The organism is Pseudonocardia lacus, from assembly GCF_018531445.1.
GTDB lineage: Bacteria > Actinomycetota > Actinomycetes > Mycobacteriales > Pseudonocardiaceae > Pseudonocardia > Pseudonocardia lacus.
Genome location: NZ_JAHDTH010000114.1, coordinates 1 through 26,457, shown reverse-complemented (window position 1 = coordinate 26,457; position 26,457 = coordinate 1). Strand labels below are relative to the sequence as shown.

Here is a 26,457-nt window from a genome sequence, read left to right as displayed (position 1 = left end):
AGCGCCGCCGCGGCCAGCGCGTCGGTGACACCGGGCGGGCCGCCGGGGGTCACCTCGTCGGCGTCGAGGAGCGCGCCGCCGCCGAAGGCCCGGTCGACCAGCACGCCGTCGACGACGCCGAGCTGGTCGGCGGCGGGCGCGCCGAGGGTGACCCCGACCCGCCGCGGCGCCGGGGAGGCCGCCAGCAGCTCGGCGGCCACCGGGTCGTCGACGCCGGCCACGGCGACCGGCCCGAGCAGGGCCCTGGCCTTGGCCGCGGCGTAGGCCCGCATCGAGCCGTGCCAGTCGAGGTGGTCCTCGGCGACGTTGAGCACGCAGCCCGCGGCCGGGCGCACCGACGGCGACCAGTGCAGCTGGAAGCTGGACAGCTCCACAGCCAGCACCGGGTGCCCGGCGCGGACCGCGTCGACGACGGGGTAGCCGATGTTGCCGCAGGCCACGGCGTCGCGGTCGGCGGCGCGCAGGATCGCGGCGAGCATCCCGGTCGCGGTGGTCTTGCCGTTGGTGCCGGTGACGGCCAGCCACTGCGGGGGTTCGGCCCGCGCCCGGCCCATCCACCAGGCCAGCTCGGGCTCGCCGACCACCGGGACGCCGGCCGCGGCCGCCGCGACCACCAGCGCGTTGTCCGGGCGGCGACCGGGACCGGTGACGACGAGCGCGGTGCCGGTGGGCAGCGGGTCGGTCTCGGCCCCGCCCACCGCGCCGTCGGGCAGCTCGGTGAGCCGGGCCGGAACCGCGTCGGTGACGGTGACCCGGGCCCCCAGCTCGACCAGCGCGGACGCCGCCGCGAGCCCGGAGATGCCGGCCCCCGCGACCAGCACGGGCCGCCCGGCCAGCGTGCGCACGTCCATCACGGGGCCGCCGCTGCGGTGAGCCACTCCTGGTAGAACAGCCCGAGCCCGAGCGCCGCGCACATCGCGGCGAGCAGCCAGAACCGGATGATGACCGTGGTCTCGGCCCAGCCGGCCAGCTCGAAGTGGTGGTGGAACGGGGCCATCCGGAACACCCGCCGACGGGTCGTGCGGAACACCGCGATCTGCACGGCCACCGACAGCACCTCGACCACGAACACCCCGCCGATCACCACCAGCAGCAGCTCGGTGCGGGTGACGATGGACAGCCCGGCGACCAGCCCGCCCAGGGCGAGCGAGCCGGTGTCGCCCATGAAGATCCGCGCCGGGGCGGCGTTCCACCACAGGAAGCCGATGCAGCCGCCCATCGCCGCGGCCGCCACCAGCGCCACGTCCAGCGGGTCGGGGACCTGGTAGCAGCCGGCCGCCGCGGCGATCACGCAGTTGTTGCGGAACTGCCAGAACCCGATGATCGTGTAGGTGGCGAAGACCATCGCCGCGGTGCCGGCGGCCAGCCCGTCCAGGCCGTCGGTCATGTTCACCGCGTTCGACCAGGTGGCCACGATCAGGTTGGCCAGCACGACGAAGCCGACCGCGCCGAACGACAGCACCGTGATGTCGCGGACGAACGACAGGCTCTCCGAGGCCGGGGTGAGCCCGTCGGAGTTGGCGAACCGCAGCGCCAGGATCGCGAAGACCGTGGCCACCAGCACCTGGCCGACCAGCTTCCCGGTCTTGTTCAGGCCGAGGTTGCGGGCCTGGCGGAGCTTGATGTAGTCGTCCAGGAAGCCGACCACGCCCAGTGCGGTGGTCAGGAACAGCACCAGCAGCGCCGACGGTGTCATCGGCTCGCCAGTGAGCATGTGCGAGACGACGTAGCCCACCCAGATGGCCACCACGATGGCCACGCCGCCCATGGTCGGCGTGCCCCGCTTGGCCTGGTGGCTGGACGGCCCCTCGGCCCGGATCTCCTGGCCGAAGCCCTGCCGGGCGAAGAACCGGATCAGGTACGGCGTGGCCAGGATCGACACCGCGAGCGCGACGCCCGCGGCGATGAAGACGCCCCTCACCTGGCCGCCACCCCCTCCGCATCGGACCGGCCCGGTTCCAGCAGGGCGGCGGCCAGCCGGTCCAGGCCCACCGCGCGCGACGCCTTGACCAGCACCACGTCGCCCTCGCTCAGCTCGGCGCGCAGGAGCGCGACCGCGTCGTCCACGTCGTCCACCCGCTGGGCGCCGGGGTAGGCGGTGGTGCCGACCGCGACGAGCCGGTCGACCCCGAGGTCGCGGGCGGCCGCCGCGGTGTCGGCGTGCGCGGCCGCGGCGTCGGGCCCCAGCTCGGCCATCGCGCCCAGGACCGCCCAGGAGCGGCGCGGCCCGGCCAGCGCCACCAGCGCGGACAGCGCGGCGCGCATCGATTCCGGGTTGGCGTTGTAGGCGTCGTTGACCACGGTCACCCCGTCAGGCCGGTCCGTGACCTCCATGCGCCAGCGCGAGCCCGGCTCGGCCGCGGACAGCGCGGCGGCCGCGGCGTCGGGGCTCGCCCCGAGCTCCAGCGCGACGCTCGCGGCGGCCAGCGCGTTGCTCACCTGGTGCGCGCCGACCAGGCGCAACGCCACCGGCGCCGAGCCGGTGGGGCCGACCAGGGTGAACCGGGCCCGTCCGGCGTCCAGCACGACGTCCTCGGCACGCACCAGCGGGCTCGGCCCGGGCGCGGTACCCAGGCCGAACCGGACGACCCGGGCCGCCGTGCGCTCGGCCATGGCCGCCACCGCGGGGTCGTCGGCGTTCAGCACCGCGACGCCGTCGGCGGGCAGGGCCTCGACCAGCTCGCCCTTGGCCCGGGCGACCGCGGCGCGGCTGCCGAACTCGCCGAGGTGGGCGCTGCCGACGTTGAGCACGACCCCGATCCGGGGCGGCACCGCGGCGGCCAACGCGGCGATGTGGCCGGGGCCGCGGGCGGAGAACTCCAGCACCAGGTGGCGGGTGTCGGCGCCGGCCCGCAGGGCCGTCCAGGGCAGGCCCAGCTCGTTGTTGAACGAGCCGGGCGGCGCCACCGTCGGGCCCAGCGGGGCGAGCACCGCGGCCAGCAGGTCCTTGGTCGTGGTCTTGCCCGAGCTGCCGGTCACCCCCACGACGGCCGTGGCCGGCAGGGCGCGCACCGAGTGCCCGGCCAGCGCGGCCAGCGCCGCCAGCACCGCGGCCCCGGACCCGTCCGCGTCGGCGGCGGCCAGGTAGGTGCTGGCGAAGTGGCCGCCGGGCGGGGCCGGGGGGACGACCACCGCGGGGGCGTCGACCTCGCGACCGGCCAGCACCGCGGCGGCGCCGGACGCCACCGCGGCCGCGGCGAAGTCGTGCCCGTCGGCGCGCTCGCCGGGCAGCGCGAGGAACAGCGCCCCCGGGCCGACGGCCCGCGAGTCGAACTCGACGGAGGCGACGCGCTCCTCGCCGGTGGCGCGGTGCAACCGACCTCCGGTCACGGCGGCGACGTCGGCCAACCGCATCTCGATCATGCTCAGGCTCCGCTACTGGTGGGGGGACAGCAGGGGTGGGTGGAGCGGGTCATCGCCGGTGCCCGATCATGCTCCGTCCCGTCCGGGCCGGTCACACCGGCCCGGCGGCGCCGGTGATCGCCGCGGCCAGCTCGGCGGCGTCGTCGAACGGGTGCTTGACGCCGGCGACCTCCTGGCCGGTCTCGTGGCCCTTCCCGGCGACGACGACGGCGTCACCCGGCCGGGCCCAGGCGACGGCTTCGGCGATGGCCGCGCGGCGGTCGCCGACCTCGCGGACCTCGTGGTGCGCGGGCTCGGTCAGCGCACCGTCCAGCATGGCGGCCCGGATGGCCGCCGGGTCCTCCGAGCGGGGGTTGTCGTCGGTGACGACCAGCAGCTCGGCCCGGGCCGCGGCGGCCGCGCCCATCAGCGGGCGCTTGCCCCGGTCGCGGTCGCCGCCGCAGCCCAGCACGACCGCGATCCGGCCCTCGACCTGGGCGCGCAGGGTGTCCAGCAGCGCGGCGACCGCGGCGGGCTTGTGCGCGTAGTCGACCACCGCCAGCCACGGCTGCCCGGCGTCGACCCGCTGCATCCGCCCGGGCACGGCCAGGCCGGCGAAGCCCCCGGCGGCCACCGCGGGCGCCACCCCGACGGCGTCCAGGCAGGCCAGCGCGACGAGCGCGTTGGCCACGTTGAACGCCCCGGGCAGCGCAAGGCGCACCGGGACCGCGACCCCGTCCGGGCCGACGGCGGTGAAGGACTGCGCGCCGTCGGCACCGGTGCGGACGTCGCGCGCCCGCCACGCCGCCGGGCCGGGGCCGGTCGTCACGGTGACCGCGTCGGGGTGGCGCGCGGCGAGCCGGCGGCCCCACTCGTCGTCCACGCAGACGACGCCGTGGCCGGCGCGGCCGTCGAACAGCCGCGCCTTGGCCTCGAAGTAGTCGTCCATGTCGCGGTGGAAGTCCAGGTGGTCCTGCGAGAGGTTGGTGAACGCCGCCACCGCGAACCGGGTGCCGGCCACCCGCCCGAGCGCCAGCGCGTGGCTGGAGACCTCCATCGCCACGTCGCTCACCCCGGCCTCGTCCATCACCGCGAACAGGGCCTGCAGGTCGGGCGCCTCCGGGGTGGTGAACGCGCTGGGCAGGCGCTCGCCGCCGATGCGGGTGCCGACGGTGCCCAACAGCCCGGTGCGCCGCCCGGCCGCCACCAGACCGGCCTCCAGCAGGTGCGCCACGGTCGTCTTGCCGCTGGTGCCGGTGACGCCCAGCACCGACAGCCGGGCCGTCGGGTCGCCGTAGACGAGCGCGGCGACCTCGCCCACCACGGCCCTCGGGTCCGGGTGCACCAGAACCGGGATGTCGGCCAACGCGGGGCGGGTGGCGCCGGCCGGGTCGGTCAGCACGGCGGCGCAGCCCGCCGCGACCGCGGCGTCGGCGAAGTCGGCGCCGTGCGCCCTGACCCCGGACAGCGCCGCGAACAGGTCGCCGGGACGGACCTCCGACGCGCGCAGCGTGACCCCGCCGACCACCACGGCGGGCACGGCGACCGGGCCCGCGGTGTCGCCGTCGGGGCCCCGCGGGACGGCCCGCACGGCGGCCGCGACGTCGGCGAGCGCGACCGGGCGCGACGATCTCGGCCGGGGTGGGCTCACGGCCGTCCCGGTCGTGGCTGAGCTGGCGGTCGGCACGACGCGAAAGGCTACCGGCGGGCAGGATCCGGACACGTCCCGGCACCAGCGCCGGGTCGTGGCCGGTGAGCCGCCCGCCGCGCCCGGCCGGCATCTCGGCGCACCGGCCCGGCGGGGGCCCGGCCCCCCGGCAGCTCGCCGCCCCCACTCCCCCGATGATCGACCGTGACCGAGCCGGCCACCGGGCGCTCCGGGGCGCGGCCGGACCCGCCGGCCGCTCACCAGCGCCCCTCCCCGCCCGCCGAACCCCCACCGCCACCCACCGCACCTCGCCCTCGTCGCAGACCGGGCGGTGTCGTCGCAGCCCGCCGGCGCGCTGCGACAACCCACCCAGCGCTGCGACAACGCCCTCAGGCTGCGAGGCGCGCCCCAGGACGCCGCCGGGCCCCGCCGACGGGTGTGCCCGGCGACCTCGCAGGTGTGACGGCGGCGCACAGCACCAGCCAAGTCCTCACAACCCGCCGGCGCGCTGCAACAACCCACCCACAGCTGCGATGACACCCCCAGGCTGCGAGGGCACGGCCCAGGACGCCGCCGAGCCCCCGCCGACGGGTGAGCCCGGCGACCTCGCAGACGTGACGGCGGCGCACAGCACCAGCCAAGTCCTCACAACCCGCCGGCGCGCTGCGACGACCCACCCAGAGCTGCGACAACACCGCCAGGCTGCGAGGCGCGGCCCGGGACGCCGCCGGGGCCCGCCGACAGGGGTGCCCGGCGGACTCGCAGAGGAGTGGGCGGCGCACAGCACCAGCTGTGTCCTCGCAACCCGCCGGCGCGCTGCGACAACCCACCCACAGCTGCGACACCCGCCCGGCGCTGCGAGGACGCCCCGTCGGGTGCGGTGCGGCCGGAGGCGCGGCGTCCCCGCGCAGCCAGGGCAGCCCTACGGGGCCACCCAGCCAGGGCAGCCCTACGGGGCCACCAGGGTCTGCACCGGCGGCTCCTCGGTGCTCACCGGCAGCCGGTCGCGCTGGGCCAGGTAGCTGGCGATGTCGTGGAACAGCGGCGCGGCGCTGGTGCCCGCGGCCGGGGCGTCCAGCATGATCGCCACGACGTAGCGCGGCTGCTCGGCGGGCAGCATCCCGGCGAAGGTGATGTTGTGGCTGGCCGACGTGTAGCACTTGCAGTCGGGGTCGACCTGCTGGGCGGTGCCGGTCTTGCCGGCCACCTGGTACCCGGGCACGGCGGCCTGGTAGCCGGTGCCGCGCTGGCCCTGCGCGTCCTGGGTGACCGCCGTCAGCATCGTGCGCAGCTGCCGGGCCGTCTCCGGGGAGACCACCCGGACCGGCTCGGGCGCGGGCGACGGCGTGCGCACGCCGTCGGGGCCGATGGTGGCCTGCACGATCCGCGGCGGGACGCGGACCCCGTCGTTGGCGACGGCCTGGTAGATGCCGGCCATCTGCAGGGTCGTCATCGTCAGGCCCTGCCCGATCGGCAGGTTGCCGAACGTCGACCCGGACCAGGTCTCCCTGGCCGGCACCTGGCCGCGGCTCTCGCTCGGCAGCTCGACGCCCGTCTTCGCGCCCACGCCGAACCGGGTGAGCATGTCCAGCCAGCGCTCCTCCCCGACGGCCTGCGCGGTCATCAGGGTGCCGACGTTGGACGACTTCGCCAGCACGCCGGTGAGCGTGTAGTGCTCGGTGCCGTGGTTCCAGGCGTCGTTGACGGTGCGGTCGGCGACCTTGATGCTGCCCGGGACGGTGAGCACGTCGTCGGGCTTCGCGACGCCGAACTCCAGGGCGGCGGCCATCGTCACGACCTTGTTCACCGACCCGGGCTCGAACGGGCTCTGCACCGCCGGGTTGGACCGCTGCTCGTTCGTCGCGGTGGTGAACCGCGCCGGGTCGTAGGCCTGGCCGTTGGCCATGGCCAGGATCTGGCCGGTCTTCGCGTCCAGCACCACCGCCGACGAGTTGGGCTTGGCGCCGGACTCGGCGACCTTCTCCTCCAGCAGCCGCTGCACCGTGTACTGCGCGTCGGAGTCGAGGGTGAGCTGCAGGTCGGAGCCCTGCACGGCGGCGCGCTCGAACCGGGTGCTGCCCGGGATGACGGCGTTGCTGCCCTCGGCGGTGTCGACCACGCGCAGGCCGTCGGAGCCGGCGAGGACGTTGTCCTCGGCGACCTCGAGGCCTTCCTTGCCGGTGACCTTCTTGTCGTCGATGCTCCAGGACGCGGCGCCGATCACGCTCGCCCCGGTGGTGCCGGCCGGGTACTGGCGCAGCTCGCGGCGCTCCTCGGCGATCTCCACGAACTGCTCGCGGACCCGGTCGGCGACCGCGGGCTCGACCGGGTCGCCCAGCTTCACGTAGCCGGTGTCGCGGTTGAGCCGCTCGGCGATGTCGGCCGGGTCGGCCCCGGTGGCCGCGGCGACCACCGTGGTCATCGCCGCGATGTAGCGCGGGGTGTCGGCGCCGTGCGTCCTGGCGATGGTGCGCGGACTGGTGACCAGCTGGCGGGAGTCGATGCTGAACGCGAGCGTGTTGCCGTCGCGGTCGAGGATGGCGCCGCGCGCGGCCGGCAGGTTGATCGGCGTGGTGGCCTGGTCGGCCGAGGCCGCCCGCAGGTCGCCCGCCTGCACCGTCTGGATCACCACGAGCTTGACCGTGGCCAGCCCGAGGGCGACCACCAGCAGGATCCGGCCCAGCACCAGCCGCTTGCGGTACGGGCCGCCCAGCGGGGCGCGCCGGTACCCCGACGGTCGGCGCGGGAGGGCGGACGACGTGCGGACCGCGCCGGCGGGCCGGGGCCGGGGCGGAGCCGCCGGCATCAGTCGGTGCCCCCCTCGGCCGCCTCGTCGGCACTGTCGTCGGCGCTGCCATCGGCACTGTCATCGACACTGTCGTCGGCGCCGGCCGGGGTGCCGGCGGCCGGCTCGGTGCTCTCGTCGGGGCCGGCCTGCTCGACGACCGGGCCCGCCGCGGCGCCGTCGCCCTGCGCGGTCTCCTCCGCGGTGGTCGTCTCCGGGTCGACCGCGCCCGGGCCGCCGGGCTGAGGGCCGACCTCGGCGCCCGCCGGCGGGGCCGTCGGTACGGCCGGGCGGGCCGGCGGCGTGGCGGCCTCGGGCTCCCCGACCACCGTCACTCCGCCGTCCGCGCCCACGACCAGCCGGGCCGGGTCCTCGACCCGGACCATGCCCATCTCCTCGGCGCGGCGGGCCAGCTCCGGGGCCGACGCGAGCTGGGCCACCTCGCGGCGCAGCTGCTCGCTGCGCTGGCTGAGCGCGGCCGCGTCGTCCCTGGCGTCCTGCAGGCGGTACGAGTCGGCCGAGGCCGAGGTGGACAGCCACAGCGTGGCCACCAGCCCGCCACTGAGCAGCAGCATGATCAGCAGCACGAACTTGGCCCGGCCCGCCGACGCGGCGCTCCGGCTGGCCGGCCGGGCGGCGCCGACGAGCTTGCGCAGCCGCTCCTCGCGGCGGGCGTAGGCGCGCTGGGACGCGGACTGCGTCGTCGTCTCGGCCGCGGTCGTGCGGGCGCGCGAGGGCGCCGCTTCCCGCTGGGTGGGCAGCGTCGAGGTGCGGCCGCGCGCTCCACCGCGCCCGGCGGCCGAGCCGGTGCGCACCCGCTCCCGACTGGGTGTCCGAACGCTCATGCCGCTGCCCCCCTGATCCGTTCCGCGGCCCGCAGGCGGACCGACGCGGCCCGCGGGTTGTCGTTGATCTCGTCCTCGCTCGCCTGCTCCGAGCCCCGTACGAGCAGGCGCAGTTCGGGCCCGTGGCCCGGCAGCTCGACCGGCAGGTCGAGCGGGGTGGTGGAGCTCGCCCTGGCCGCCAGCTCCCGCTTGACGATGCGGTCCTCCAGGGAGTGGTAGGCCAGCACGACCAGCCGCCCGCCGACGGCGAGCGAGTCGATCGCGGCGGGCAGGGCCGCGCGCAGCGCGTCCAGCTCGCCGTTGACCTCGATGCGCAGCGCCTGGAACGTCCGCTTGCCCGGGTGGCCCCCGGTGCGCCGCGACGCCGCCGGCACCGCCTGGTAGAGCAGCTCGACCAGCTCGGCGCTGCGCCGCAGCGGCGCGCTCTGCCGGCGCCGCCCGATCGCCGCCGCGATCCGCCCGGCGAACCGCTCCTCGCCGTAGTCGCGCAGGACCCTGGCCAGCTCCGCCACCGGGTACGTGTTGAGCACGTCGGCCGCCGTCGGGCCGGTGGTCGGGTCCATGCGCATGTCGAGGTCGGCGTCGCGGGCGTAGGAGAACCCGCGCTCGTCGGCGTCGAGCTGCAGTGAGGACACGCCCAGGTCGAACAGCGCGCCGTGGACGCGGTCGATGCCGAGGTCGTCGAGGACCTCGGCGATGCGGTCGTACACGGCGTGCACCAGGTGGATGCGGTCGGCGTAGGCGGCCAGGCGCCGCTCCGCGATGGCCAGCGCCTCGCGGTCGCGGTCGAGGCCGACCAGCGTGAGCCGCGGGTGCGCGGCCAGCAGCGCGGCGGCGTGCCCGCCCAGCCCGAGCGTCGCGTCGACCAGCACGGCCGGACGATCGGTCAGCGCGGGCGCGAGCAGCTCGGCGACGCGGGACAGGGCGACGGGGACGTGCCTGGCCCCAGCCGGCCCGTCCCCGGAATCCGGGTTCCCCACAACCCCCACCTCCCGCCCGCGACGCCGAGCCCGTGACCCGGGCTCCCAGCCGGGTCACCGGCGATGCCTCCACCCGGCAGACCTGGCACCGGGGAAGGTGCGCCAGGGCTGCCGGGTGGGGACACCGCCGGGTCCATCACGCCCCCGGTACCGGCTCCTGCACATCCAGCTAGAGCAAGCCGGGGAGCACCTCCTCCTGGGCCTGGGCGTAGGTGTCCTCGTGCTGGTCCTGGTACCGCTGCCAGGCCTGCGCGTCCCAGATCTCGGCGCGGGTGAACGCGCCGATCACCACGCATTCCTTGGTCAGCCCGGCGTAGCGCCGCAGCTCGGGGGTGATCACGATCCGACCCTGGCCGTCCGGGTTCTGCTCGTCGGTGCCGGAGAAGAGGTTGCGCTGGAAGACGCGGGCCGCCTCGTTCGTCAGCGGCGCGGACGCCACCTTCTTCGCGAGCTCGGTGAAGGCCTCGCGGGTGAACACGTACAGGCAGTGGTCCTGCCCCTTCGTGATCATCAGCCCGCCTCGCAGCTCGTCGCGGAATTTCGCGGGCAACGTGAGCCGCCCCTTGTCGTCCAGCTTGGGGGTGTAGGTGCCGAGGAACACCGGCCCCACCTCCACCTGCGGCCCTGTGTGCCCCAGCGATCACCACATTACCCCACTTCGCCCCACCGTCAACCGGAAGCGAGCCGTCCCGACGCCACGAGGACGGACGAATACGCAGGTCACAGCGGTGGGGCACGGTGGGGGGCGTGGGGGTTGGCGGCGGCGCTGACCGAACCCGCCACCACCCCCGACACCAAGATCCAGTCACCGTCGGTGATCAATTTGCCGCCGCTGACCCGCCCTCGGTCATGGTTGCCACCCGTCCGGGTACGAGCGGTGGCGGAGTGGGGCACGGTGGGGGACGCCCGGGCGGCGCGGGGGCGCCGGGTGGGGGACGGCGACCATCCGACGGTCCCGTCCCGATCCCACCGGCGTGTCGCGCTCGACACGCCGGTGCGGAGATCCGGTCGACCGCCCTCTGACGGCCGCGCGGGACGCTCGGGCAGACTGCGGGAGCCAGGTCGACCATCCGGGTGGCCATCGGGCGACGGGCTTCGCCCCCGTTTGACAGACTGGAGCGCAGTCTCGTGTCGAACGACGCGGGACGTGAGGAGAACGGGTGACGACGACGAGCAGCCGGGCCCGGGTCGACGGCGACGGTGCGGCGGTCGGGTTGGCCGACGTCGCCGACCTGTGCAACCGGATCGCCAGCAACATCCAGCGCATCATCGTGGGCAAGCCGGAGGTCGTGCGCGTCGCGCTGGTCACCCTGCTCGCCGAGGGCCACCTGCTCGTCGAGGACGTCCCGGGCGTCGGCAAGACGTCACTGGCCAAGGCGCTGGCCCGGTCGATCGACTGCTCGGTCAGCCGCGTCCAGTTCACCCCCGACCTGCTGCCCGGCGACATCACCGGCATGTCGGTGTTCAACCGCCAGTCCTCGGAGTTCGAGTTCCGCCCCGGCCCGGTCTTCGCCAACCTCGTGATCGCCGACGAGATCAACCGGGCCTCCCCCAAGACCCAGTCCGCGCTGCTGGAGTGCATGGCCGAGAACCAGGTCACGATCGACGGCGCCACCTACCCGCTGGCGCAGCCGTTCATGGTGGTGGCCACCCAGAACCCGATCGAGATGGACGGCACCTACCCGCTGCCCGAGGCCCAGCGCGACCGGTTCACCGCGCGCGTCAGCGTCGGCTACCCCGACCTGTCCGCCGAGCTGGCCATGGTCGACGAGCACGCCGCCGCCGACCCGCTCGAGCAGCTGCGCCCGGTCACCGACGCCCGCTGGGTCTCGACCGTCATCGACGCCGTACGCCGCATCCACGTCGCGCCCGAGGTCCGCCAGTACTGCGTCGAGCTGGTCGGTGCCACCCGCAGGCTGCCCGACCTGCGCCTGGGCGCCTCCCCGCGGTCCACCCTGCAGCTGGTCCGGGCGGCCAAGGCGCAGGCGGCGCTGGCCGGGCGGGGCTTCGTCGTCCCCGACGACGTGCAGGCCGTCGCGGTGCCGGTGCTGGCCCACCGGCTGCTGCTGTCGCCCGACGCGGTCGCCTCCCGCCGCTCGGCCATCGACATCGTCCGCGGGCTGCTGGGCCGCCAGGCCGTACCGGCGCCCAGCCGGCCCGGGCCCTGAGCCCGCGGGGCGCGGACGTGGGCGGGCGGCTGTCGGGACTCACCACCCGGGGCCGCTGCATGCTGGCCGGCGGCCTGGCCACCGCCGGCTGCGCCGTCCTGCTCGACGAGCGCGACCTGCTGCGCATCGGTGCGTTCGTGGCCGTGCTGCCGCTGCTGGCCCTGCTGGTGGCCCGCCGCACCCGGCGCTCCGTCACCGCCGAGCGCCGCCTGCGCCCGGCCCGGCTGGCCGTCGGCGGCGGCCTGCGCGTCGACCTGGTGCTGCGCGGTGGGCGCCTGCTCAGCACGCTGCGGCTGGCCGACGCGGTGCCCGACGCCGCGGGCGCCCAGTCCGACACCCCGCCCCGGTTCACCGTGCACAGCCTGGGGCGCACCGCCGGCACCCCGGGCCGCTCGGCGGTCATCACCTACCGGCTGCGCCCCACCCTGCGCGGCGCGCACCGCATCGGCCCGCTCACCGCGACGAGCACGGACCCCCTCGGGCTGGCCCAGTTCGACCGGGAGCTGGCCGCGGCCAGCACGCTGCTGGTGGTGCCGCGGGTGGTCGGGCTCACCGGGGTGCCCCCGGCGCTCGGCGCGGGCGAGGGCACGCCCGGCGCCGCGCTCGCCCACCAGGGCCAGGGGTCCTCGGACGTGCTCGTGCGCCCCTACCGGATCGGCGACGAGCTGCGCCGGGTCCACTGGCGCAGCACCGCCCGCTACGACGAGCTGATGGTCCGCCTGGAGGAGCGCCCGTGGCGGGGCGGCACCACCCTGCTGCTCGACCGCCGCGACTCCGCCCACCGCGGCCGCGGCGCCGGGTCCAGCCTGGAGTTCGCCATCAGCGTGGCCGCCAGCGTGTACGCCCACCTGCTCGCCCGCGGCGAGCCGGTCACGATGATCGCCGAGGACGGCACCGAGCTGGCCGCCCAGGGCACCACGGGCGGCACCGAGGCGATGCTCGACGCCCTCGCCCAGCTGCGCCCGTCGGCCCGCTCCGACCTCGGCGGCGCCGAGCTCGCCCCGAGCGCCGACGCGCTGGCCGTGCTCGGCGACCTCGGGCCCGGCCAGCTGGAGTCCCTGCAGGCGCGCCGGCCCGGGGGCGGATACGCCATCCTGCTCGACACCACCACGTGGGACCCGGCCGGCAAGGCGCCGGCCGGTACCGGCGCGCACGCCACCGCGGCCGCGCTGCGGCGCGTCGGGTGGGGTGTCGTCGTGGCGACCGCGAGCACCACCCCCGAACGCGCCTGGGACGAGCTCGTCTCCTCCGCCGCCCAGCGGGTGCAGGTCCGATGAGCGGGCTTGCGAGCGGATCATCAACGCAGCGTCTGCGCGCAGCGCCGGCCGGGCTCTGCGAGGCCGAGTGATGACCGCCCGCGCGGCGGCTCGACCCCCGACGGACGGAGCAGCGCGGTGACCACGACCGTCGAGCGGAACGCGGGCCGGGCCCCCTCCGGGCGCAGGCCCACCCGGCCGCCCGCGCCCGTCCACCCGCCGCTGCCGTGGGCCACCGCGGTCGCGGCCGGGTTGGCCGTCCTGCTGGCCGGCGCCCCGGTCACCGCGATCGTGCAGGGCTCGGTGTGGCCGGTGCAGTCGGCGTTGGCCATCGTGCCGGTGGTCGTGGTCGGCTTGCTGCTGCACCGCGTGGGCACCGCGGCCGTCGTCATCGGCCAGCTGGTGACCGTGCTGCTCCTGCTGACCGTCCTGTTCACCGAGAACGGGGTGCTGGGCGTGCTGCCCGGGCCCGCCGCGCTGGGCGAGTTCGGCGCGCTGCTGCAGCGCGCCGGCGAGCAGATCGACACCAGCACCGCCCCGGTGCTGGCCACCCCGGAGATCCGGTTCCTGGTCACCGCCGCGTTCGGGCTGCTCGGCGTCGGCGTCTACGTGGCCGCGGTCTGCACCTCGGCGCCGGCCGCCGCCGGTGTGCCGCTCCTCGCGGTGTTCGCGGTGCCGGCCGCGCTGGCCGACGAGCTGCTGCCGTGGTGGGCCATGGTGGCCGCGACGGCCGGTTTCGGGGTGCTGCTGGTGGCCGGGGCCAGCACGGGGCGCGGCCGGGCCGGTGTCGGCGGCGGTGTCGTGGCCGTCGCGGTGCTCGTCGCGCTGGCCGTCGGGGCGGGGGCGGGGTTCGTCGGCACCGCCGGCCGCTTCGACGGCAACGGCGCGGGCGGCAGCTCCACGAACTCGATCGGCCTGAGCCCCTTCACCGCGCTGCGTGGCCAGCTCGACCAGAGTGCGCCGGTCGAGCTGTTCCGGGTCCGCGGCCTCGACCGGCCCGTCTACCTGCGGGCGCTGACCCTGCGCGAGTACGTGCCCGGCATCGGCTGGCAGGCCAGCCCGCCGGCGCCCGGCGCCCGGCTGCCCGGCGCGCTGCCCGGCGAGGTGGTCGCCCCCGGCGACCTGGCCGACGTCGACATCGAGAACATCGCCTTCCGCGACTACTGGCTGCCCCTCTACGGCGAGCCCCTCGAGGTGTCGGGCCTGCCCGAGGACCAGTGGCAGTACGACTCCGGCGCCGGCACCGGCTACACCATCCGACCGCGCGCGGAGGAGGGCTGGCAGCAGCGCGCGCTGCTGCCCGCACCGACCGCCGACGACCTGCGGGCCGCCGAGGGCGGCGAGGGCGTCGGCCCGGAGTACCTGATCGCGTCCAACATCGACGAGCGCGTCGCCGCGATCGCCGCCGAGGTCACCGCGAACGCTTCCACCGGCTTCGACCGGGCCATCGCGCTGCAGGACTACTTCGCCGGGCCGGCCACCCAATTCCGCTACAGCCTGCAGACCGCCCCCGGCAACGGCGACGACGCGCTGGTCGAGTTCCTCACCGTCGGGCGCACCGGCTACTGCGAGCAGTTCGCCTCGGCGATGGCCACGATGCTGCGCACGGTCGGCGTGCCCTCGCGGGTGGCCGTCGGGTTCACCGGTGGCACCGAGATCGCCGACTACCGCTCGATCAGCACCAAGGACGCGCACGCCTGGGTGGAGGCCTGGTTCCCGGGCATCGGCTGGACCACCTTCGACCCCACCCCGCTCACCGACGGGCGCGCGATCACCCCGCCCTACGTCGAGCAGGCCCAGGGCCAGGCCGGGGGCGAACAGGACTCCACCCTGCCCGACGAGCTGTCGCCCGAGGACGACATCGACCCGCAGTCGCTGCCCCAGCAGCAGCTCGACGAGCAGACCACACCACCTCCCCCGTCGACGACCACCGAGGAGCAGAGCGGCGGGCTGCCGCTGTGGCCGTTCGCGGCCCTCCTGCTGCTCGTCGTGGTCGTCGGGGCACCGGCCGGGCTGCGGATCCTGCACCGGCGCCGGCGGCTGGCCGCGGCGCGCGCCGGCGGCCCCGACGCGGCCTCCGCGGCCTGGAGCGAGGTGCTGGCCGAGTCCCTCGACCGCCACGTCCCGGTCCCGCCCACCGACACCGTCCGCGGCGCGGCCCGCCGCCTGGTCCGCGAACACCGCCTCGACGACCGCGCCCAACAGGCCCTGCGCGCCATCGTGACCGCCGTGGAAGCGAGCTGGTACGGCGACGCCCATCCCACCCCCGCCACCCTCGACGCTGCCGTGCGAGCGGTGGCGGCGGGCATCGGCGCGGGGTCGGGGCTGACGCTGCGGCAGCGGCTGCTGCCCAAGTCGGTGATGACGCGGCGGCCGAAGGCGGCGCAGGTGCCGGAGCCGGTGGAGGCGGCGCCGGAGCTCTGACCGCGCGGTTCTCTCGGGCGGTTGAGGGGCCTCCGGCGGCGCCTTCGGCGAGAGCCTCCGGCGGCTCCTGCGCGGAGGGCGACCTCAGATCGAGCAGGGGGCCGCCCCTGCCGTCACGTCAGGGGCTTCGAGGGGTCGAGTGGCCGCTCCGAGGCCGGCGAGGGGTGTCCTCGCAGCGCCAGGTGGGAGGCGCAGCACTGGCCGGGTCCTCGCAGCCCGCCGGCGCGCTGCGACGGCACCGCTGAGTCTGCGGGATTGCCCAATCACATGATCGACTCGGTCGCGAGGACGCCCGACAGCCGCACGCCACCGGCAAACCGGACAACCCCGCCGACCCCGCCTCCTATCGCGCGCCGGACTGGTCTCCGCCGAGTGTGGCGTCCTCGCAGCGCCGGGTGGACGTCGCAGCCCTGGCTGGGTCGTCGCAGCCCGCCGGCGGGCTGCGAGCACACCGCTGGGCCTGCGAGGCGGCCGAATCACATGATCCACTCGGCCGGTGGCGACTGCGCCAACCCTCAAGAACCCGCAGGCGCCGCCGGAGGTCCGTCAGAACGCCGAAGGCCGCCGGAGGCCCTCAACCGCCCACCGGACACAACAATGCCGCCCACCACGAAGGCGAGCGGCATCGGAAACGGACACGCACCACCGAGGAACCGACGGACCCGCCCAGCACAGGACGGGCTCGTCGCTCCCGCGGGCCTACTCCTGCTCGAACCGCCGGCGGAAACGCTCTTCCATCCGGCCGGTGAACCCGTTGCGGTCGGGTTCGGCGCTCTTGGTCTCCGGACCAGGAGCAGCACCGGAGCCCGATGAGCTGACGGCGAGCCACGCGCCGCCCAGCATCACCAGGAACCCGATGATGCTCACCACGGGGAACACCTCGGCCAGGTAGAGCTGGCGGACGGCGAGGCCGACGACGAGCAGCACCAACCCGAGGAGGAACAGCGCCACCCCTTGCAGGCGGCGCCTGCGGGTGGGCTTGCGGAGACGTCCACCGCGGACGGTGGACACGAACTTGGGGTCCTCGGCGTAGAGAGCGCGCTCGATCTGGTCGAGCAGCCGCTGCTCGTGCTCGGAGAGGGGCACGGCTTCACCTCCGGCACTGGTCATCCTGTCGGGTCAGTTCCATGGTGCCGGAGCGACGCGACGAGCGCCCTGGGGTGGGCGTCTAACGAGCAGGATACGAGTCGAAGGCCGTCGCGACCACCCGGACTCTTCGAGTGGCCGCATCGTGTGTCGGACCAGACGTCCGGACCGCGGCCAACGCCGCCGAACGGGGCCCTTGCGACCGCCCGGAACCGGGAAAATCCCGGGCCGGATCGCCCTTTCGTCGGTCCCCCGGGCGTGGCGGATTCCCGCCGGGCGATGGGTCAGGTGCGGCGGGCCAGTGCGTGCAGGCGGGCGGCGACCTCGCGCAGCGGCGCGGCCCCCGCGGCGAGGGTCTCCAGCTCCGCGACCGACCTCGCCGCGGCGGGGCCGCCGTCGCGGACGGAGCCGGGCACCCACGCGTCGAGGACGCCGTCGCCCTGCAGGAGTTCCACCCGCAGCCCGCAGCCCTCCAGCAGGGCCCGCAGGCCGGTGGCGTCGAGGCGGCGGCGCAGGGCGTCGTCCGGGCCGAAGCGGCCCTCCGGGTCGGTCAGCAGCGCCATGGCCTCGGCGAGGCGTCCGCTGAGGGTGCGCGCGAGCACGGCCGCGTAGCGCCCGGCGACCAGCACCGAGACCGCCGAACCCGGGGCCGCGGCCCGGGCCAACGCGTCGACCGCGGCCGCCGCGTCGTCGACGACCTCCAGCAGGCCGTGGCCGAGCACCAGGTCGGCGCCGCCGGCCGGGGCGACGTCGGCGAGCGCGTCGACGTCGCCCTGCACGGCGTCGACCAGCCGGTCCACGCCGGCCTCCCGGGCCCGCCGGTGCAGCGCGGCCAACGCGTTGGGGCTGTTGTCGACGACCGTCACCGCGCAGCCCAGCCGGGCCAGCGGCACCGCCCACGCCCCGCTGCCGCCGCCCACGTCCAGCACCCGGGGCGACCGGCCGGGGTGGCGGGCGCGCAGGGCGTCGACCTCCGCCCGCAGCGACCGGTGCACGGGGCCGCCCGCGGGCTCCCCCGCCTCGGACGGGCGCCGCACTCCGTCGCCGGTGCCGTTCACCACTGAGCCCAACTCCACGGCAGCACAGTAGTGCTCACCCCGACCGGGTAGGTTCCACACCGTGCAGGTCGTCGCCTCGTTGAGCCTGAAGGGTGGAGTGGGCAAGACCACGGTGGCGCTCGGTCTGGCCGGTGCCGCGCAGCAGCACGGGCTGCGCACCCTGGTCGTCGACCTCGACCCGCAGGCCAACGCCACCATCGCCCTGGACGTCGGCCCCACCGGCGCGACCGTCGCCGACGTCCTCGACGAGCCGCGCCTGTCGGTGCTGCGCGCCGCGATCGCCCCGAGCGCGTGGGGCGAGGGCCTCGACGTCATGGTCGGCGCCGAGCAGGCCGAACGGCACAACCACCCCGAACCCGGCCCCGCCCAGGTGGGCAGGCTCAGCCGGGCCCTGCAGCGCCTCGACCGCCTCGACGAGGACGGCGCCGGGTCGGACTTCTCCGAGCCCTACCGGCTGGTGGTCATCGACTGCCCGCCGTCGCTGGGCCAGCTCACCCGCAGCGCTCTGGCCGCCGCCGACCGCGCCGTCCTGGTGACCGACCCGACGATGTTCGCCGTCTCCGGCGTCCAGCGCGCCTTCGACGCCGTGCAGACCGAGCGCCAGCGCTCCAACCCCGACCTGCAGCCCCTCGGCGTCCTGATCAACCGGGTGCGCCCGCGCAACGCCGAGCACGACTTCCGCATCGCCGAGTTGCGCGAGCTGTTCGGCCCGCTGGTCCTGCCCGGCGTCCTGCCCGACCGCTCGGCCATCCAGCAGGCGCAGGGCGCCTGCATGCCGATCCAGCGGTGGGACACCCCGGGCGCTCGCGAGGCGTCGGCGGTGTTCACGCTGCTGCTCGGGCGGGTGCTGCGCACTGAGCGGCCCCGGCGGGCCCCGCGCGTGGCCACCGCTCCCCCGGCGCCGAACTAGGGCCGGACGCGAGAGCGGCCCCCGCCGCGGGGGCAACGGGAGCCGCTCTCGGGGATGGTCAGCGGAGGGGGATCGAGCTGCTGACCAGGGCGACGAACTGCTCGGACTGGCGGAGGAGGTCGTCGGCCTCGCGGCGGCCGACCAGGCGCCGGATGCCGGCTTCGGCGGCGGCCCGGGTGTCCGAGCAGGAGGCGAAGAAGGCCGCCCACTCGGCGAACTCGGGGGCGATCTCGGCCAGCAGGTGCCAGACGTTGCGGCTGCCCCGGCGCTTGGGCTCCGGGCGGGCCCGCACGGCCAGCACGGCGGCGCCGGCGCGGAGCGCGGCGAGGTAGGCGGCCGGGTAGCGCAGGAGGGGGTCGTCGGTGCGGTGGGCCTCGGCGAGGCCGTCGGCCGCCTGGCGCAGCAGGGACAGGGCCGCGCGGGGGGTGGGGGCCGGGGGCGGCACCGGGGCGACGTGCCGCCGGGGCGGGGTGGCCCGCCGGGTGCCCCGCCGGCCGGGGTCCCGGCCCTCCGGCAGGTCGATCGCCATCGTGGACTCGCTCATCATCGCGGTCATCGGTCAGCCGCCTCCTCTCGTCGTCCTGTCGTCGTCGTTCCCGGTCGTTCCGGTCGTTCCGGTCGTTCCGGTCGGTCGGGTCGGCCGGGTTGGTCAGTCCGCGACCCGCACGAGGTCCCACACGCCGGGCCCGGCGCGCATGCGGAGCACGATCTCGATGGCCGGGGCGTCGGGCTCGGACGCCGACCGGGCCATCACCCGCCAGCAGCGCAGCCGGTCGCCGCCGACGGGCATCGGCGAGGGGAACGGCCACGGGGACTCCTCGATCCACCGCTCCCGCACGTCGGTGATCAGGTAGCGGGCACCCTTGCGCATCGGCCGGCGTTCGAACTCGATCGGTTCGCCGTCCTGCCAGCGGACCTGGATCGGCGTCGGCTGGCGTCCGAACCGACGTCCGAACGGGCTCATGAGCGCACCTCCCTCTGACTCACCGCATCCCGTCCACCCGGTGGTGGGGCGCTTCCCCCACCCCAGCCACCGGGTCGCCGGGATCGAACAGATGTTCGACCGCAACCAGTACAGCCCGTACCGGCGTGCGCGTCAAGTCGGAGTGCACCGCACGGCACCGACATTCCGTGTCGTGGTGTGATGAGGCGGTGACCGCCGCCCCCGCACGCCAGCTCGTCCAGTTCGGCGCGGGAGAGCTCACCGACCGGCTCAGCGAAGCCCTGCAGGTGTACGTGAGCGCGATGGGCTACCCCCCGAGCACCGCCCGGCAGCGGCGGGCGCTGTGGCTCGACCACATGCGCCGGCCCGGGTGGCGGGCGGTCGGCTGGATCGGCGCGGGCGGCGATCTGCAGGGCATCGCCTACGGATACGCAGGGGCACCGGGGCAGTGGTGGTTCGAGGAGGTGCGCCGCGGCCTGCAGGCCTCCGGCGGCGACCAGGCCGGCTGGCTCACCGACTATTTCGAGCTGACCGAGCTGCACGTCCGCCCCGACACCCAGGGCCGCGGCCTGGGCGAGGGGCTCCTGCGCGCGCTGCTGGCCGGCACCAACCGCTCGACCGTGCTGCTGTCGACCCCGGAGTACCGCGACAACCGCCCCGGGCGGGCGTGGCAGCTCTACCGCCGCACCGGCTTCCGGGACGTCCTGCGCGACCACCGCTTCACCGGCGACTCGCGGCCCTTCGCGGTGCTCGGCCGGACGCTGCCGCTCGATCCGCCGGTGGCACGATGACGGCCGTGCCGTCACCCACGACCATCGTTCGACCCCGTCCCACCGGCCGCCGCCGGGCCCTGCCCGCGCTGCTGCTGGTCGTGCTGATGGCGGGCCTGCTGGTCGGCGGCTGCGCGCGGGTGCGCACCGCGCTGGCCGTGCAGCCCGACGACACGGTGGCCGGCGAGGTCGTCGTGGCCACACCGGAGCAGAACCCGGAGGACAAGGGTCCGAAGATCGCGCTCCCGCCCGAGCTGGCCGACGCCGTCGACGTGCGCGAGTACCGCCAGGACGGCTACGTCGGGTCGCTGCTGCGGTTCTCCGACCTGACCTTCGAGCAGGTCGGCCAGCTCAACCGGGTGGCCGGCGACGCGGGCGCCGGAGCGGCGCTGGAATTGCGCCGGCAGGGCAACCGGGTGATCGTCACCGGCTCGGTCGACCTGACGACGGTGTCGGTCGACAAGGCCGACTTCCAGCTGAAGATCAGCTTCCCGGGCGAGGTGACCGACACCGACGGCGACGCCGACTCGGGCACGGTGAGCTGGACGTTCACCCCCGGCGAGGTCAACGACGTGAACGCCGTGGTGGCCTTCGACGACCCGAACGCCCCGTCCGCGCTGAACTGGACGCTCGGGTTGTCGGCCGTCGTGGTGCTGACCGCCGTCGCCGTCGTGGTGATGGCGCGGCGGACCCGCAACCCCCCGGTCAGCCCACCCCGCTGAGCGCCATCGCGCGCGCCCCCGCCAGCCCGAGCCGGCTGACCAGCTCCACGGTCGCGGTCGACCGGTTCAGCGAGTAGAAGTGCAGCCCGCTCACGCCCTCGTCGAGCAGGCGCGCGCACAGCTCGGCCGTCGCGTCCATCCCGGCGGCGCGGAAGGCCGCCGGGTCGTCGGTGTGGCGGTCCAGCCGCTCGACGAGCGCGGGCGGCAGCGGTGCCCCGGACAGCTCGGGGCCGCGGCGGAAGGTCTTCGCCGTGGTCAGCGGCATGATGCCGGGCAGGACGGGCGCGTCGCAGCCCGCGGCGGCGAGCCGGTCGCGCAGCCGCAGGAACGCCTCGGCGTCCCAGAACAGCTGGGTGATGGCGAAGTCGGCGCCGGCCCGGAGCTTGGCCAGCAGGCGGGTGAAGTCGAGGTCGTCGTCGGCCGAGCGCGGGTGCCCGTGCGGGAAGGCGGCCACGCCCACGCAGAAGTCGCCCAGGCTGCGCACCAGCCGGACGAGCTCGTCGGCGTAGGTGAGGCCCTCGGCGTGCGCGACCCACTCGCCCAGCGGGTCGCCGGGGGGGTCGCCGCGCACGGCGAGCACGTTGCGGATGCCCGCTGCGGCGTAGGCGCCGATCACCTGGCGCAGCTCGGCCACCGAGTGCGAGACGGCCGTGAGGTGGGCCATCGGGACGAGGGTGGTGTCGGTGGCGATGCGGGCGGTGGTGCGTATCGTGCGGTCGCGGCTGGATCCCCCGGCGCCGTAGGTGACCGACACGAAGGCCGGGTCCAGCGCCTCCAGTCGGCGGATGGCCTTCCACAGCTCGACCTCACCCGGTTCGTCCTTCGGGGGGAAGAACTCCACCGAGAAGATCGGCCGATCGGCGCTGATCCGCTGGGTGATCTTCACGGCACCACCATGACATTCCGGTCACCGCTGCTGTACGGCCCGTCACCTGTTCCGGTTCCCACCACACCGACAGCTTAGGCAGGGGCGCCGGTCGGACCAGCCGCAGGTTCGACGAATGTCGCGCACCGGCCGCGACATGCGTCTTCCGCAACGCTGGTGCGGCGAACGGGCGTGTTCGGGCCCACGTCGACGACGTCGGTCTCCGCCAACGCGCCGGTTCGGCCTGGCGTCGATACCCTCGACAGGTGTCCGATTCGCTCCCCCTGCCCGGCAGTCGACCCGTCCGGTGCCCGCGATGAGCCGCCCGGCCGGGGTCGGCGTGATCCCCCAGACGGTGCAGGGCGACGCGCCGTCCGTCCCCGACGACCACCTCCCCGAGGCGGTCGAGGCCGAACTCGTCACCTACCTCGCCGGGCGGGCCGCGGACGCGGCCGCGATCGACCCGGTGTTCGCCGAGGCCGGCCAGGCCCTGACCGGGTTCGTGACCTCCGGCGGCAAGCGGCTGCGCCCGACGTTCGCGTGGTGGGGCTGGCGCGGTGCGGGCGGCCACCCGGAGGCGCCCGAGGCGGCCGCGGTCGTGCGGGCGATCAGCGCGCTGGAGCTGATCCAGGCGTGCGCGCTGATCCACGACGACCTGATGGACGCCTCGGCCACCCGCCGCGGCCGCGCGACGGTGCACGTCGACTTCGCCCGCCGCCACGTCGACGCGGGGTGGCGCGGCTCGCCCGCCAGGTTCGGGGCCGCGGCCGCGATCCTGCTCGGCGACCTGGCGCTGGCCTGGGCCGACGACATGCTGCGCTCGGCCGAGCTGTCGCCGGCCGCGATGCACAGGGCGCGGGTGCCGTGGGAGGCGATGCGCACCGAGGTGCTCGGCGGGCAGTTCCTGGACGTGATGTACCAGGCCTCCGGCGACTCCTCGGCCCGGGCGGCGCTGCAGATCGACCGGTTCAAGACCGCCGCGTACACCGTCGAGCGCCCGTTGCACCTGGGCGCCGCGCTGGCCGGCGCCGACCCCGAGCTCGTGGCGGCCTACCGCCGCTTCGGCGCCGACATCGGGGTGGCCTTCCAGCTGCGCGACGACCTGCTGGGCGTGTTCGGCGACCCCGCGGTGACCGGCAAGCCCGCGGGCGACGACCTGCGCGAGGGCAAGCGGACGCTGCTGCTGGCGATCGCGCTGCAACGCGCGACCGAGCTGGGGCGCGGGGAGGCGGTGGTCGCGATCGAGCGCGCCATCGGCGACCCCGACCTCGACGGCGACGGCGTCGACCGCGTGCGCGGGATGATCCTCGACCTGGGCGCCCACGAGGAGGTCGAGCGCCGGATCACCGCGCTGACCGGCTCCGCGCTGGACGCGCTCGCGACGGCGCGGATCACCGAGGCGGCCCGGGCGGCCCTGGTCGGGCTGGCCGACACGGCCACCCGCAGGCAGAGCTGAGCGCGCCGGTGTACGAGAACACCACCGGGCGGCGGCGATGACCCGCCGCGTGCCGGGACCGTCCGACCACGTGGTCGTCGTCGGGGCCGGGCTGTCGGGCCTGTCGGCCGCGCTGCACCTGCTGGGCGCCGGCCGCCGTGTGACGCTGCTGGAGCGGGCCGACCACCCCGGCGGCCGCGCGGGCCGGCTCGACCTGCGCACCGAGCACGGCGACTACCTGGTCGACCCCGGCCCCACCGTGCTGACGATGCCGTCGCTGCTCGACGAGGCGTTCGCCGCGGTCGGCGAGAAGGCGGCCGACCGGCTCGACCTGGTCGAGCTCGACCCGGCCTACCGCACCCACTTCGCCGACGGTTCCACGATCGACGTGCGCACCGACGCCGAGGCGATGGAGGACGAGGTCCGGCGGGTCTGCGGCCCGGCGTCGGCGCAGGGATACCGGCGGCTGCGCCGCTGGCTCACCGACCTGTACCGGGCCGAGATCGACTCGTTCATCGGCGCGAACATGGACGGCCCGCTGAGCCTGGTCGGTCCCGACCTGGCCCGGTTGGCGGCGCTGGGCGGGTTCGGCAGGCTCGGGCCCCGGGTGGCCGCCATGGTGCCCGACGAGCGGCTGCAGCGGATCTTCTCGTTCCAGGCGCTCTACGCCGGCGTGCCGCCGCATCGCGCGCTCGGGGCCTACGGCGTGATCGCCTACATGGACACCGTCGGCGGCGTGCACTTCCCGCGCGGCGGGATGCGCCAGGTCGGCGCGGCGCTCGCCGACGCGGCCGCCGCGGCCGGCGCCGAGATCGGCTACGACCGCACGGTGACCGGGCTGGAGCGCCGCGGCGGCCGGGTCGTCGCCGTGCGCCACCGCGACACCGCCGACCCGGCGGGCCCGAGCGAGCGGATCGAGTGCGACGCCGTCGTCCTCACACCCGACCTCCCGGTCGTGCACCAGTTGCTCGGCCGCGCGCCCCGGCGGCCGGTGCGGCTGCGGTACTCCCCCAGCGCCGTCGTGCTGCACGCCGGGCTGACCACGGCCCGCCCGGAGGCCGCGCACCACACGATCTCGTTCGGGCGGGCCTGGGAGTCGACCTTCCGCGAGATCATCACCGACGGGAAGCTGATGAGCGACCCGTCGCTGCTGGTCACCCGGCCCACCGCGACCGACCCCGGGCTCGCGCCCCCCGGCCGCGACCTGCTGTTCGTGCTGGCCCCGTGCCCGAACACCGAGCGCGGCCCGATCGACTGGGCGCGCGTCGGCCCCGCCTACCGCGACGAGCTGCTCGCCGAGCTCGACCGCCGCGGCCACCCGGGGCTCACCGGGATCGCCGGCGACGTCGAGGTCTCCCGGTTGGTCACCCCGGCCGACTGGGCCGCGCAGGGGATGGCCGCCGGCACGCCGTTCTCGGCGGCGCACACGTTCGCCCAGACCGGTCCGTTCCGCCCGCGCAACCTCGTGCGCGGGCTGGAGAACGCGGTGCTGGCCGGCTGCGGCACCACCCCGGGTGTCGGGATCCCGCCGGTCCTGATCTCCGGGCGGCTCGCGGCCCAGCGGATTTGCGGCCCGTCGCGCACCCGGGCGCGGGGGCGCAGGGTACCCACAACCGGTTGACACCGGGCGTGCGAGCATGGATCGCGTCATGGACTCACCACCATCGGACGACCGGCAGGCGCAGCCGGACGCGGCTCCCGAACCCGCCCCGTCGCCGCGCGCCGCGGCACCCGCGAGCCCGCGGTCGACCAGCCGCTTCGGCGACCCGCCGCGGCGCCCGCTGCTGCTCGGCCTGCTCGCCTCGCTGATGATGGTGATCGGCGGCTTCGGCGCCGGTGGGGTGCTCGTCCACGACCCCGTGCTGACCAACTCGCCGCTGGGGTTCTGGCGCTACGGCCACGGCAGCCAGCTGGCCGCCATCCTGATCTACTCCGGCGTCGCGCTGATGGCCTGGGCGTGGGTCCAGCTGGGCCGCGACGTGCTGGCCCGCCGGGTCGGCGGCCGTGCGGTGCTGACGACGGCGCTGGTGTGGTCGGTGCCGATGCTGTTCTCGCCGCCGCTGTTCACCCGCGACGTGTTCAGCTACCTGGCCCAGGGCGGGCTGCCGCTGGCCGGATTCGACCCGTACGCGGTGGGGCCCGAGGCCATGCCCGGCGTCTTCACCGAGAACGTCCACTACTTCTGGCAGAACACGCCGGCGCCCTACGGCCCGCTGTTCATCCTGATCGCCAAGGGCGTCACCGCGCTGGTCGGCGACAACGTGATCCTCGGCGTCGTGCTGATGCGGCTGACCATGCTGCCCGGCCTGGCCCTGCTGATCTGGGCGCTGCCCGAACTGACCCGCCGCCTCGGCGGCCGCGTCCCGCTGGCGCTGTGGATCGCGGTGGCCAACCCGGTCATGGTCATCCACATGATCGGCGGCGGGCACAACGACCTGCTGGTCGTCGGGATGCTGGCCGCCGGCGCGCTGGTCGCCCTGCGCGGGGCGCCCGCGTCCGGGATCGCGATCGTCGCGGCGGCCATGGCCGTGAAGGCCAGCGCCGGGATCGCGCTGCCGTTCCTGGTGCTGGTGTGGGCGGCCCAGCTCACCGGCTCGCCGCGCTCGCGGCTGCTGCGCGCCATCGCCTACGGGGTCGGCGTCTTCGTGGTGGTCTTCGCCGCCAGCACGTTCGCCGCGGGGGTGAACCTGGGCTGGCTGCCGGCGCTCAGCGCACCGTCGATGATCGTCAACTGGATGTCGATCCCGACCGCCGTCGGCGAGTTCCTGCACACCCTGACCGCGATCTTCGTCGACGTCGGCAAGCAGCCGTTCATCGACATCGCCCGCATCGTGGGCGGGGCGCTGCTGCTGTGGATCATCTGCCGGCTGTGGTGGAAGGCCCGCGACGACCAGCCGCTGGCCGTGCACCGCGCGGGCACCGCGCTCCTGCTGGTCGCGGTCCTCTCCCCGGCCACGCTGCCCTGGTACCTGAGCTGGGGCATGGCGCTGCTGGCGATGGTGGCGTGGTCGCGGCGCGGCCTGACGGCGATGGTCTTCGTCTCGCTGATGCTGATCATCGTCTACTACCCCAACGGCGAGGACGCCCTCTACAACTGGCCCTACCTGCTGGGCTGCGCGCTCGTCGCCGCGCTCGCCGCGGTCTCCCTGCACCGCCCCGACCCGCTCCGGCTGGCCGCCGGGGCGCGCTCGGGCCGGCCGCGGGGCGAGCCCGCCGCGGC

Annotated in this window: 22 protein-coding genes; 9 read left to right on the top strand and 13 right to left on the bottom strand. The window is 75.9% G+C overall.

All coding sequences use genetic code 11. The features are described from left to right. The 8 genes from KIK08_RS22930 to mraZ all read right to left on the bottom strand — a co-directional run. On the bottom strand, positions 1-878 hold an 878-nt coding region (locus tag KIK08_RS22930), incomplete at its 3' end, for a Mur ligase family protein (RefSeq protein ID WP_308257816.1). Next, the gene (mraY, locus tag KIK08_RS22925) at positions 851-1,921 is read right to left on the bottom strand and encodes a phospho-N-acetylmuramoyl-pentapeptide-transferase (protein ID WP_214405291.1); all 1,071 of its coding nucleotides are present in this window, start codon (positions 1,919-1,921) and stop codon (positions 851-853) included. The genes KIK08_RS22930 and mraY, both read right to left, overlap by 28 nt. Then, on the bottom strand, positions 1,918-3,363 hold the full coding sequence (locus KIK08_RS22920; protein WP_214405290.1) for a UDP-N-acetylmuramoyl-tripeptide--D-alanyl-D-alanine ligase: 1,446 nt from the start codon (positions 3,361-3,363) through the stop codon (positions 1,918-1,920). Before KIK08_RS22920 ends, mraY begins: the two co-directional genes overlap by 4 nt. A gap of 91 nt (positions 3,364-3,454) precedes the next feature. Further along, on the bottom strand, positions 3,455-4,993 hold the full coding sequence (locus tag KIK08_RS22915) for a UDP-N-acetylmuramoyl-L-alanyl-D-glutamate--2,6-diaminopimelate ligase (RefSeq protein WP_214405289.1): 1,539 nt from the start codon (positions 4,991-4,993) through the stop codon (positions 3,455-3,457). A 946-nt stretch (positions 4,994-5,939) separates the two neighbouring features. After that, positions 5,940-7,796, bottom strand: a complete 1,857-nt coding sequence (locus KIK08_RS22910) for a peptidoglycan D,D-transpeptidase FtsI family protein (RefSeq protein WP_214405288.1) — start codon at positions 7,794-7,796, stop codon at positions 5,940-5,942. After that, complete coding sequence (ftsL, locus tag KIK08_RS22905; protein ID WP_214405287.1) at positions 7,796-8,620, bottom strand: cell division protein FtsL; 825 nt, start codon at positions 8,618-8,620, stop codon at positions 7,796-7,798. The genes KIK08_RS22910 and ftsL overlap by 1 nt, the downstream gene beginning before the upstream one ends. Beyond that, positions 8,617-9,609 (bottom strand): 16S rRNA (cytosine(1402)-N(4))-methyltransferase RsmH, encoded by a 993-nt coding sequence (gene rsmH / locus KIK08_RS22900; RefSeq protein WP_214405286.1) that lies wholly within the window; start codon positions 9,607-9,609, stop codon positions 8,617-8,619. Before rsmH ends, ftsL begins: the two co-directional genes overlap by 4 nt. A gap of 160 nt (positions 9,610-9,769) precedes the next feature. Continuing rightward, a complete protein-coding gene (gene mraZ, locus KIK08_RS22895; RefSeq protein ID WP_214405285.1) occupies positions 9,770-10,201 on the bottom strand; it encodes a division/cell wall cluster transcriptional repressor MraZ in 432 nt (143 codons plus the stop codon). Positions 10,202-10,760: 559 nt separating this feature from the next. Here mraZ and KIK08_RS22890 point away from each other — a divergent pair. The 3 genes from KIK08_RS22890 (at position 10,761) to KIK08_RS22880 (ending at position 15,448) form a co-directional block, all read left to right on the top strand. Continuing rightward, positions 10,761-11,768 carry an AAA family ATPase gene (locus tag KIK08_RS22890; protein ID WP_214405284.1) on the top strand — a complete coding sequence of 336 codons (1,008 nt, stop codon included), beginning with the start codon at positions 10,761-10,763 and terminating at the stop codon, positions 11,766-11,768. A gap of 17 nt (positions 11,769-11,785) precedes the next feature. Beyond that, on the top strand, positions 11,786-13,045 hold the full coding sequence (locus KIK08_RS22885) for a DUF58 domain-containing protein (protein WP_214405283.1): 1,260 nt from the start codon (positions 11,786-11,788) through the stop codon (positions 13,043-13,045). A gap of 117 nt (positions 13,046-13,162) precedes the next feature. Then, positions 13,163-15,448 carry a transglutaminase TgpA family protein gene (locus KIK08_RS22880; protein ID WP_214405282.1) on the top strand — a complete coding sequence of 762 codons (2,286 nt, stop codon included), beginning with the start codon at positions 13,163-13,165 and terminating at the stop codon, positions 15,446-15,448. 699 nt (positions 15,449-16,147) lie between these two features. Here KIK08_RS22880 and KIK08_RS22875 read toward each other — a convergent pair. Together KIK08_RS22875 and KIK08_RS22870 are read right to left on the bottom strand one after the other, a co-directional pair. Beyond that, positions 16,148-16,534 (bottom strand): SCO2097 family morphological protein, encoded by a 387-nt coding sequence (locus KIK08_RS22875; RefSeq protein WP_214405281.1) that lies wholly within the window; start codon positions 16,532-16,534, stop codon positions 16,148-16,150. A gap of 284 nt (positions 16,535-16,818) precedes the next feature. Further along, entirely contained in the window at positions 16,819-17,529 is a 711-nt protein-coding gene (locus KIK08_RS22870; RefSeq protein ID WP_214405294.1) for a class I SAM-dependent methyltransferase, read from the bottom strand. A 124-nt stretch (positions 17,530-17,653) separates the two neighbouring features. On the opposite strand from KIK08_RS22870, the gene KIK08_RS22865 reads away from it, so the two are divergent. After that, positions 17,654-18,502 carry a ParA family protein gene (locus tag KIK08_RS22865; RefSeq protein ID WP_214405280.1) on the top strand — a complete coding sequence of 283 codons (849 nt, stop codon included), beginning with the start codon at positions 17,654-17,656 and terminating at the stop codon, positions 18,500-18,502. Between the two features lie 58 nt (positions 18,503-18,560). Here KIK08_RS22865 and KIK08_RS22860 read toward each other — a convergent pair whose 3' ends face one another. Both KIK08_RS22860 and KIK08_RS22855 read right to left on the bottom strand, forming a co-directional pair. Then, positions 18,561-19,058, bottom strand: a complete 498-nt coding sequence (locus KIK08_RS22860; RefSeq protein ID WP_250557617.1) for an SAV_6107 family HEPN domain-containing protein — start codon at positions 19,056-19,058, stop codon at positions 18,561-18,563. Between the two features lie 93 nt (positions 19,059-19,151). After that, the gene (locus KIK08_RS22855; RefSeq protein WP_214405279.1) at positions 19,152-19,466 is read right to left on the bottom strand and encodes a hypothetical protein; all 315 of its coding nucleotides are present in this window, start codon (positions 19,464-19,466) and stop codon (positions 19,152-19,154) included. A 188-nt stretch (positions 19,467-19,654) separates the two neighbouring features. On the opposite strand from KIK08_RS22855, the gene KIK08_RS22850 reads away from it, so the two are divergent. Both KIK08_RS22850 and KIK08_RS22845 read left to right on the top strand, forming a co-directional pair. Next, a complete protein-coding gene (locus tag KIK08_RS22850; RefSeq protein WP_214405278.1) occupies positions 19,655-20,236 on the top strand; it encodes a GNAT family N-acetyltransferase in 582 nt (193 codons plus the stop codon). Positions 20,237-20,241: 5 nt separating this feature from the next. Then, positions 20,242-20,937 (top strand): DUF3153 domain-containing protein, encoded by a 696-nt coding sequence (locus KIK08_RS22845; RefSeq protein ID WP_308257814.1) that lies wholly within the window; start codon positions 20,242-20,244, stop codon positions 20,935-20,937. On the opposite strand, the gene KIK08_RS22840 is transcribed toward KIK08_RS22845, so the two are convergent. Then, complete coding sequence (locus KIK08_RS22840) at positions 20,921-21,823, bottom strand: methylenetetrahydrofolate reductase (RefSeq protein WP_408004708.1); 903 nt, start codon at positions 21,821-21,823, stop codon at positions 20,921-20,923. The genes KIK08_RS22845 and KIK08_RS22840 overlap by 17 nt on opposite strands. 295 nt (positions 21,824-22,118) lie before the next feature. On the opposite strand from KIK08_RS22840, the gene KIK08_RS22835 reads away from it, so the two are divergent. The 3 genes from KIK08_RS22835 to mptB form a co-directional block, all read left to right on the top strand. Continuing rightward, positions 22,119-23,258 (top strand): polyprenyl synthetase family protein, encoded by a 1,140-nt coding sequence (locus KIK08_RS22835; protein WP_214405276.1) that lies wholly within the window; start codon positions 22,119-22,121, stop codon positions 23,256-23,258. A gap of 37 nt (positions 23,259-23,295) precedes the next feature. Next, a complete protein-coding gene (gene crtI, locus KIK08_RS22830) occupies positions 23,296-24,858 on the top strand; it encodes a phytoene desaturase family protein (RefSeq protein ID WP_214405275.1) in 1,563 nt (520 codons plus the stop codon). Between the two features lie 28 nt (positions 24,859-24,886). Continuing rightward, positions 24,887-26,457, top strand: a 1,571-nt coding sequence (mptB, locus tag KIK08_RS22825) for a polyprenol phosphomannose-dependent alpha 1,6 mannosyltransferase MptB (RefSeq protein ID WP_250557616.1), incomplete at its 3' end; no start/stop codon positions are given.

Coding starts and splice junctions, on each gene's coding strand:
- KIK08_RS22920 (WP_214405290.1), bottom strand. CDS start 3,363: ATGATCGAGATGCGGTTGGCCGACGTCGCCGCCGTGACCGGAGGTCGG.
- KIK08_RS22910 (WP_214405288.1), bottom strand. CDS start 7,796: ATGCCGGCGGCTCCGCCCCGGCCCCGGCCCGCCGGCGCGGTCCGCACG.
- ftsL (WP_214405287.1), bottom strand. CDS start 8,620: ATGAGCGTTCGGACACCCAGTCGGGAGCGGGTGCGCACCGGCTCGGCC.
- KIK08_RS22860 (WP_250557617.1), bottom strand. CDS start 19,058: ATGACCGCGATGATGAGCGAGTCCACGATGGCGATCGACCTGCCGGAG.
- KIK08_RS22855 (WP_214405279.1), bottom strand. CDS start 19,466: ATGAGCCCGTTCGGACGTCGGTTCGGACGCCAGCCGACGCCGATCCAG.
- KIK08_RS22835 (WP_214405276.1), top strand. CDS start 22,119: ATGAGCCGCCCGGCCGGGGTCGGCGTGATCCCCCAGACGGTGCAGGGC.
- crtI (WP_214405275.1), top strand. CDS start 23,296: ATGACCCGCCGCGTGCCGGGACCGTCCGACCACGTGGTCGTCGTCGGG.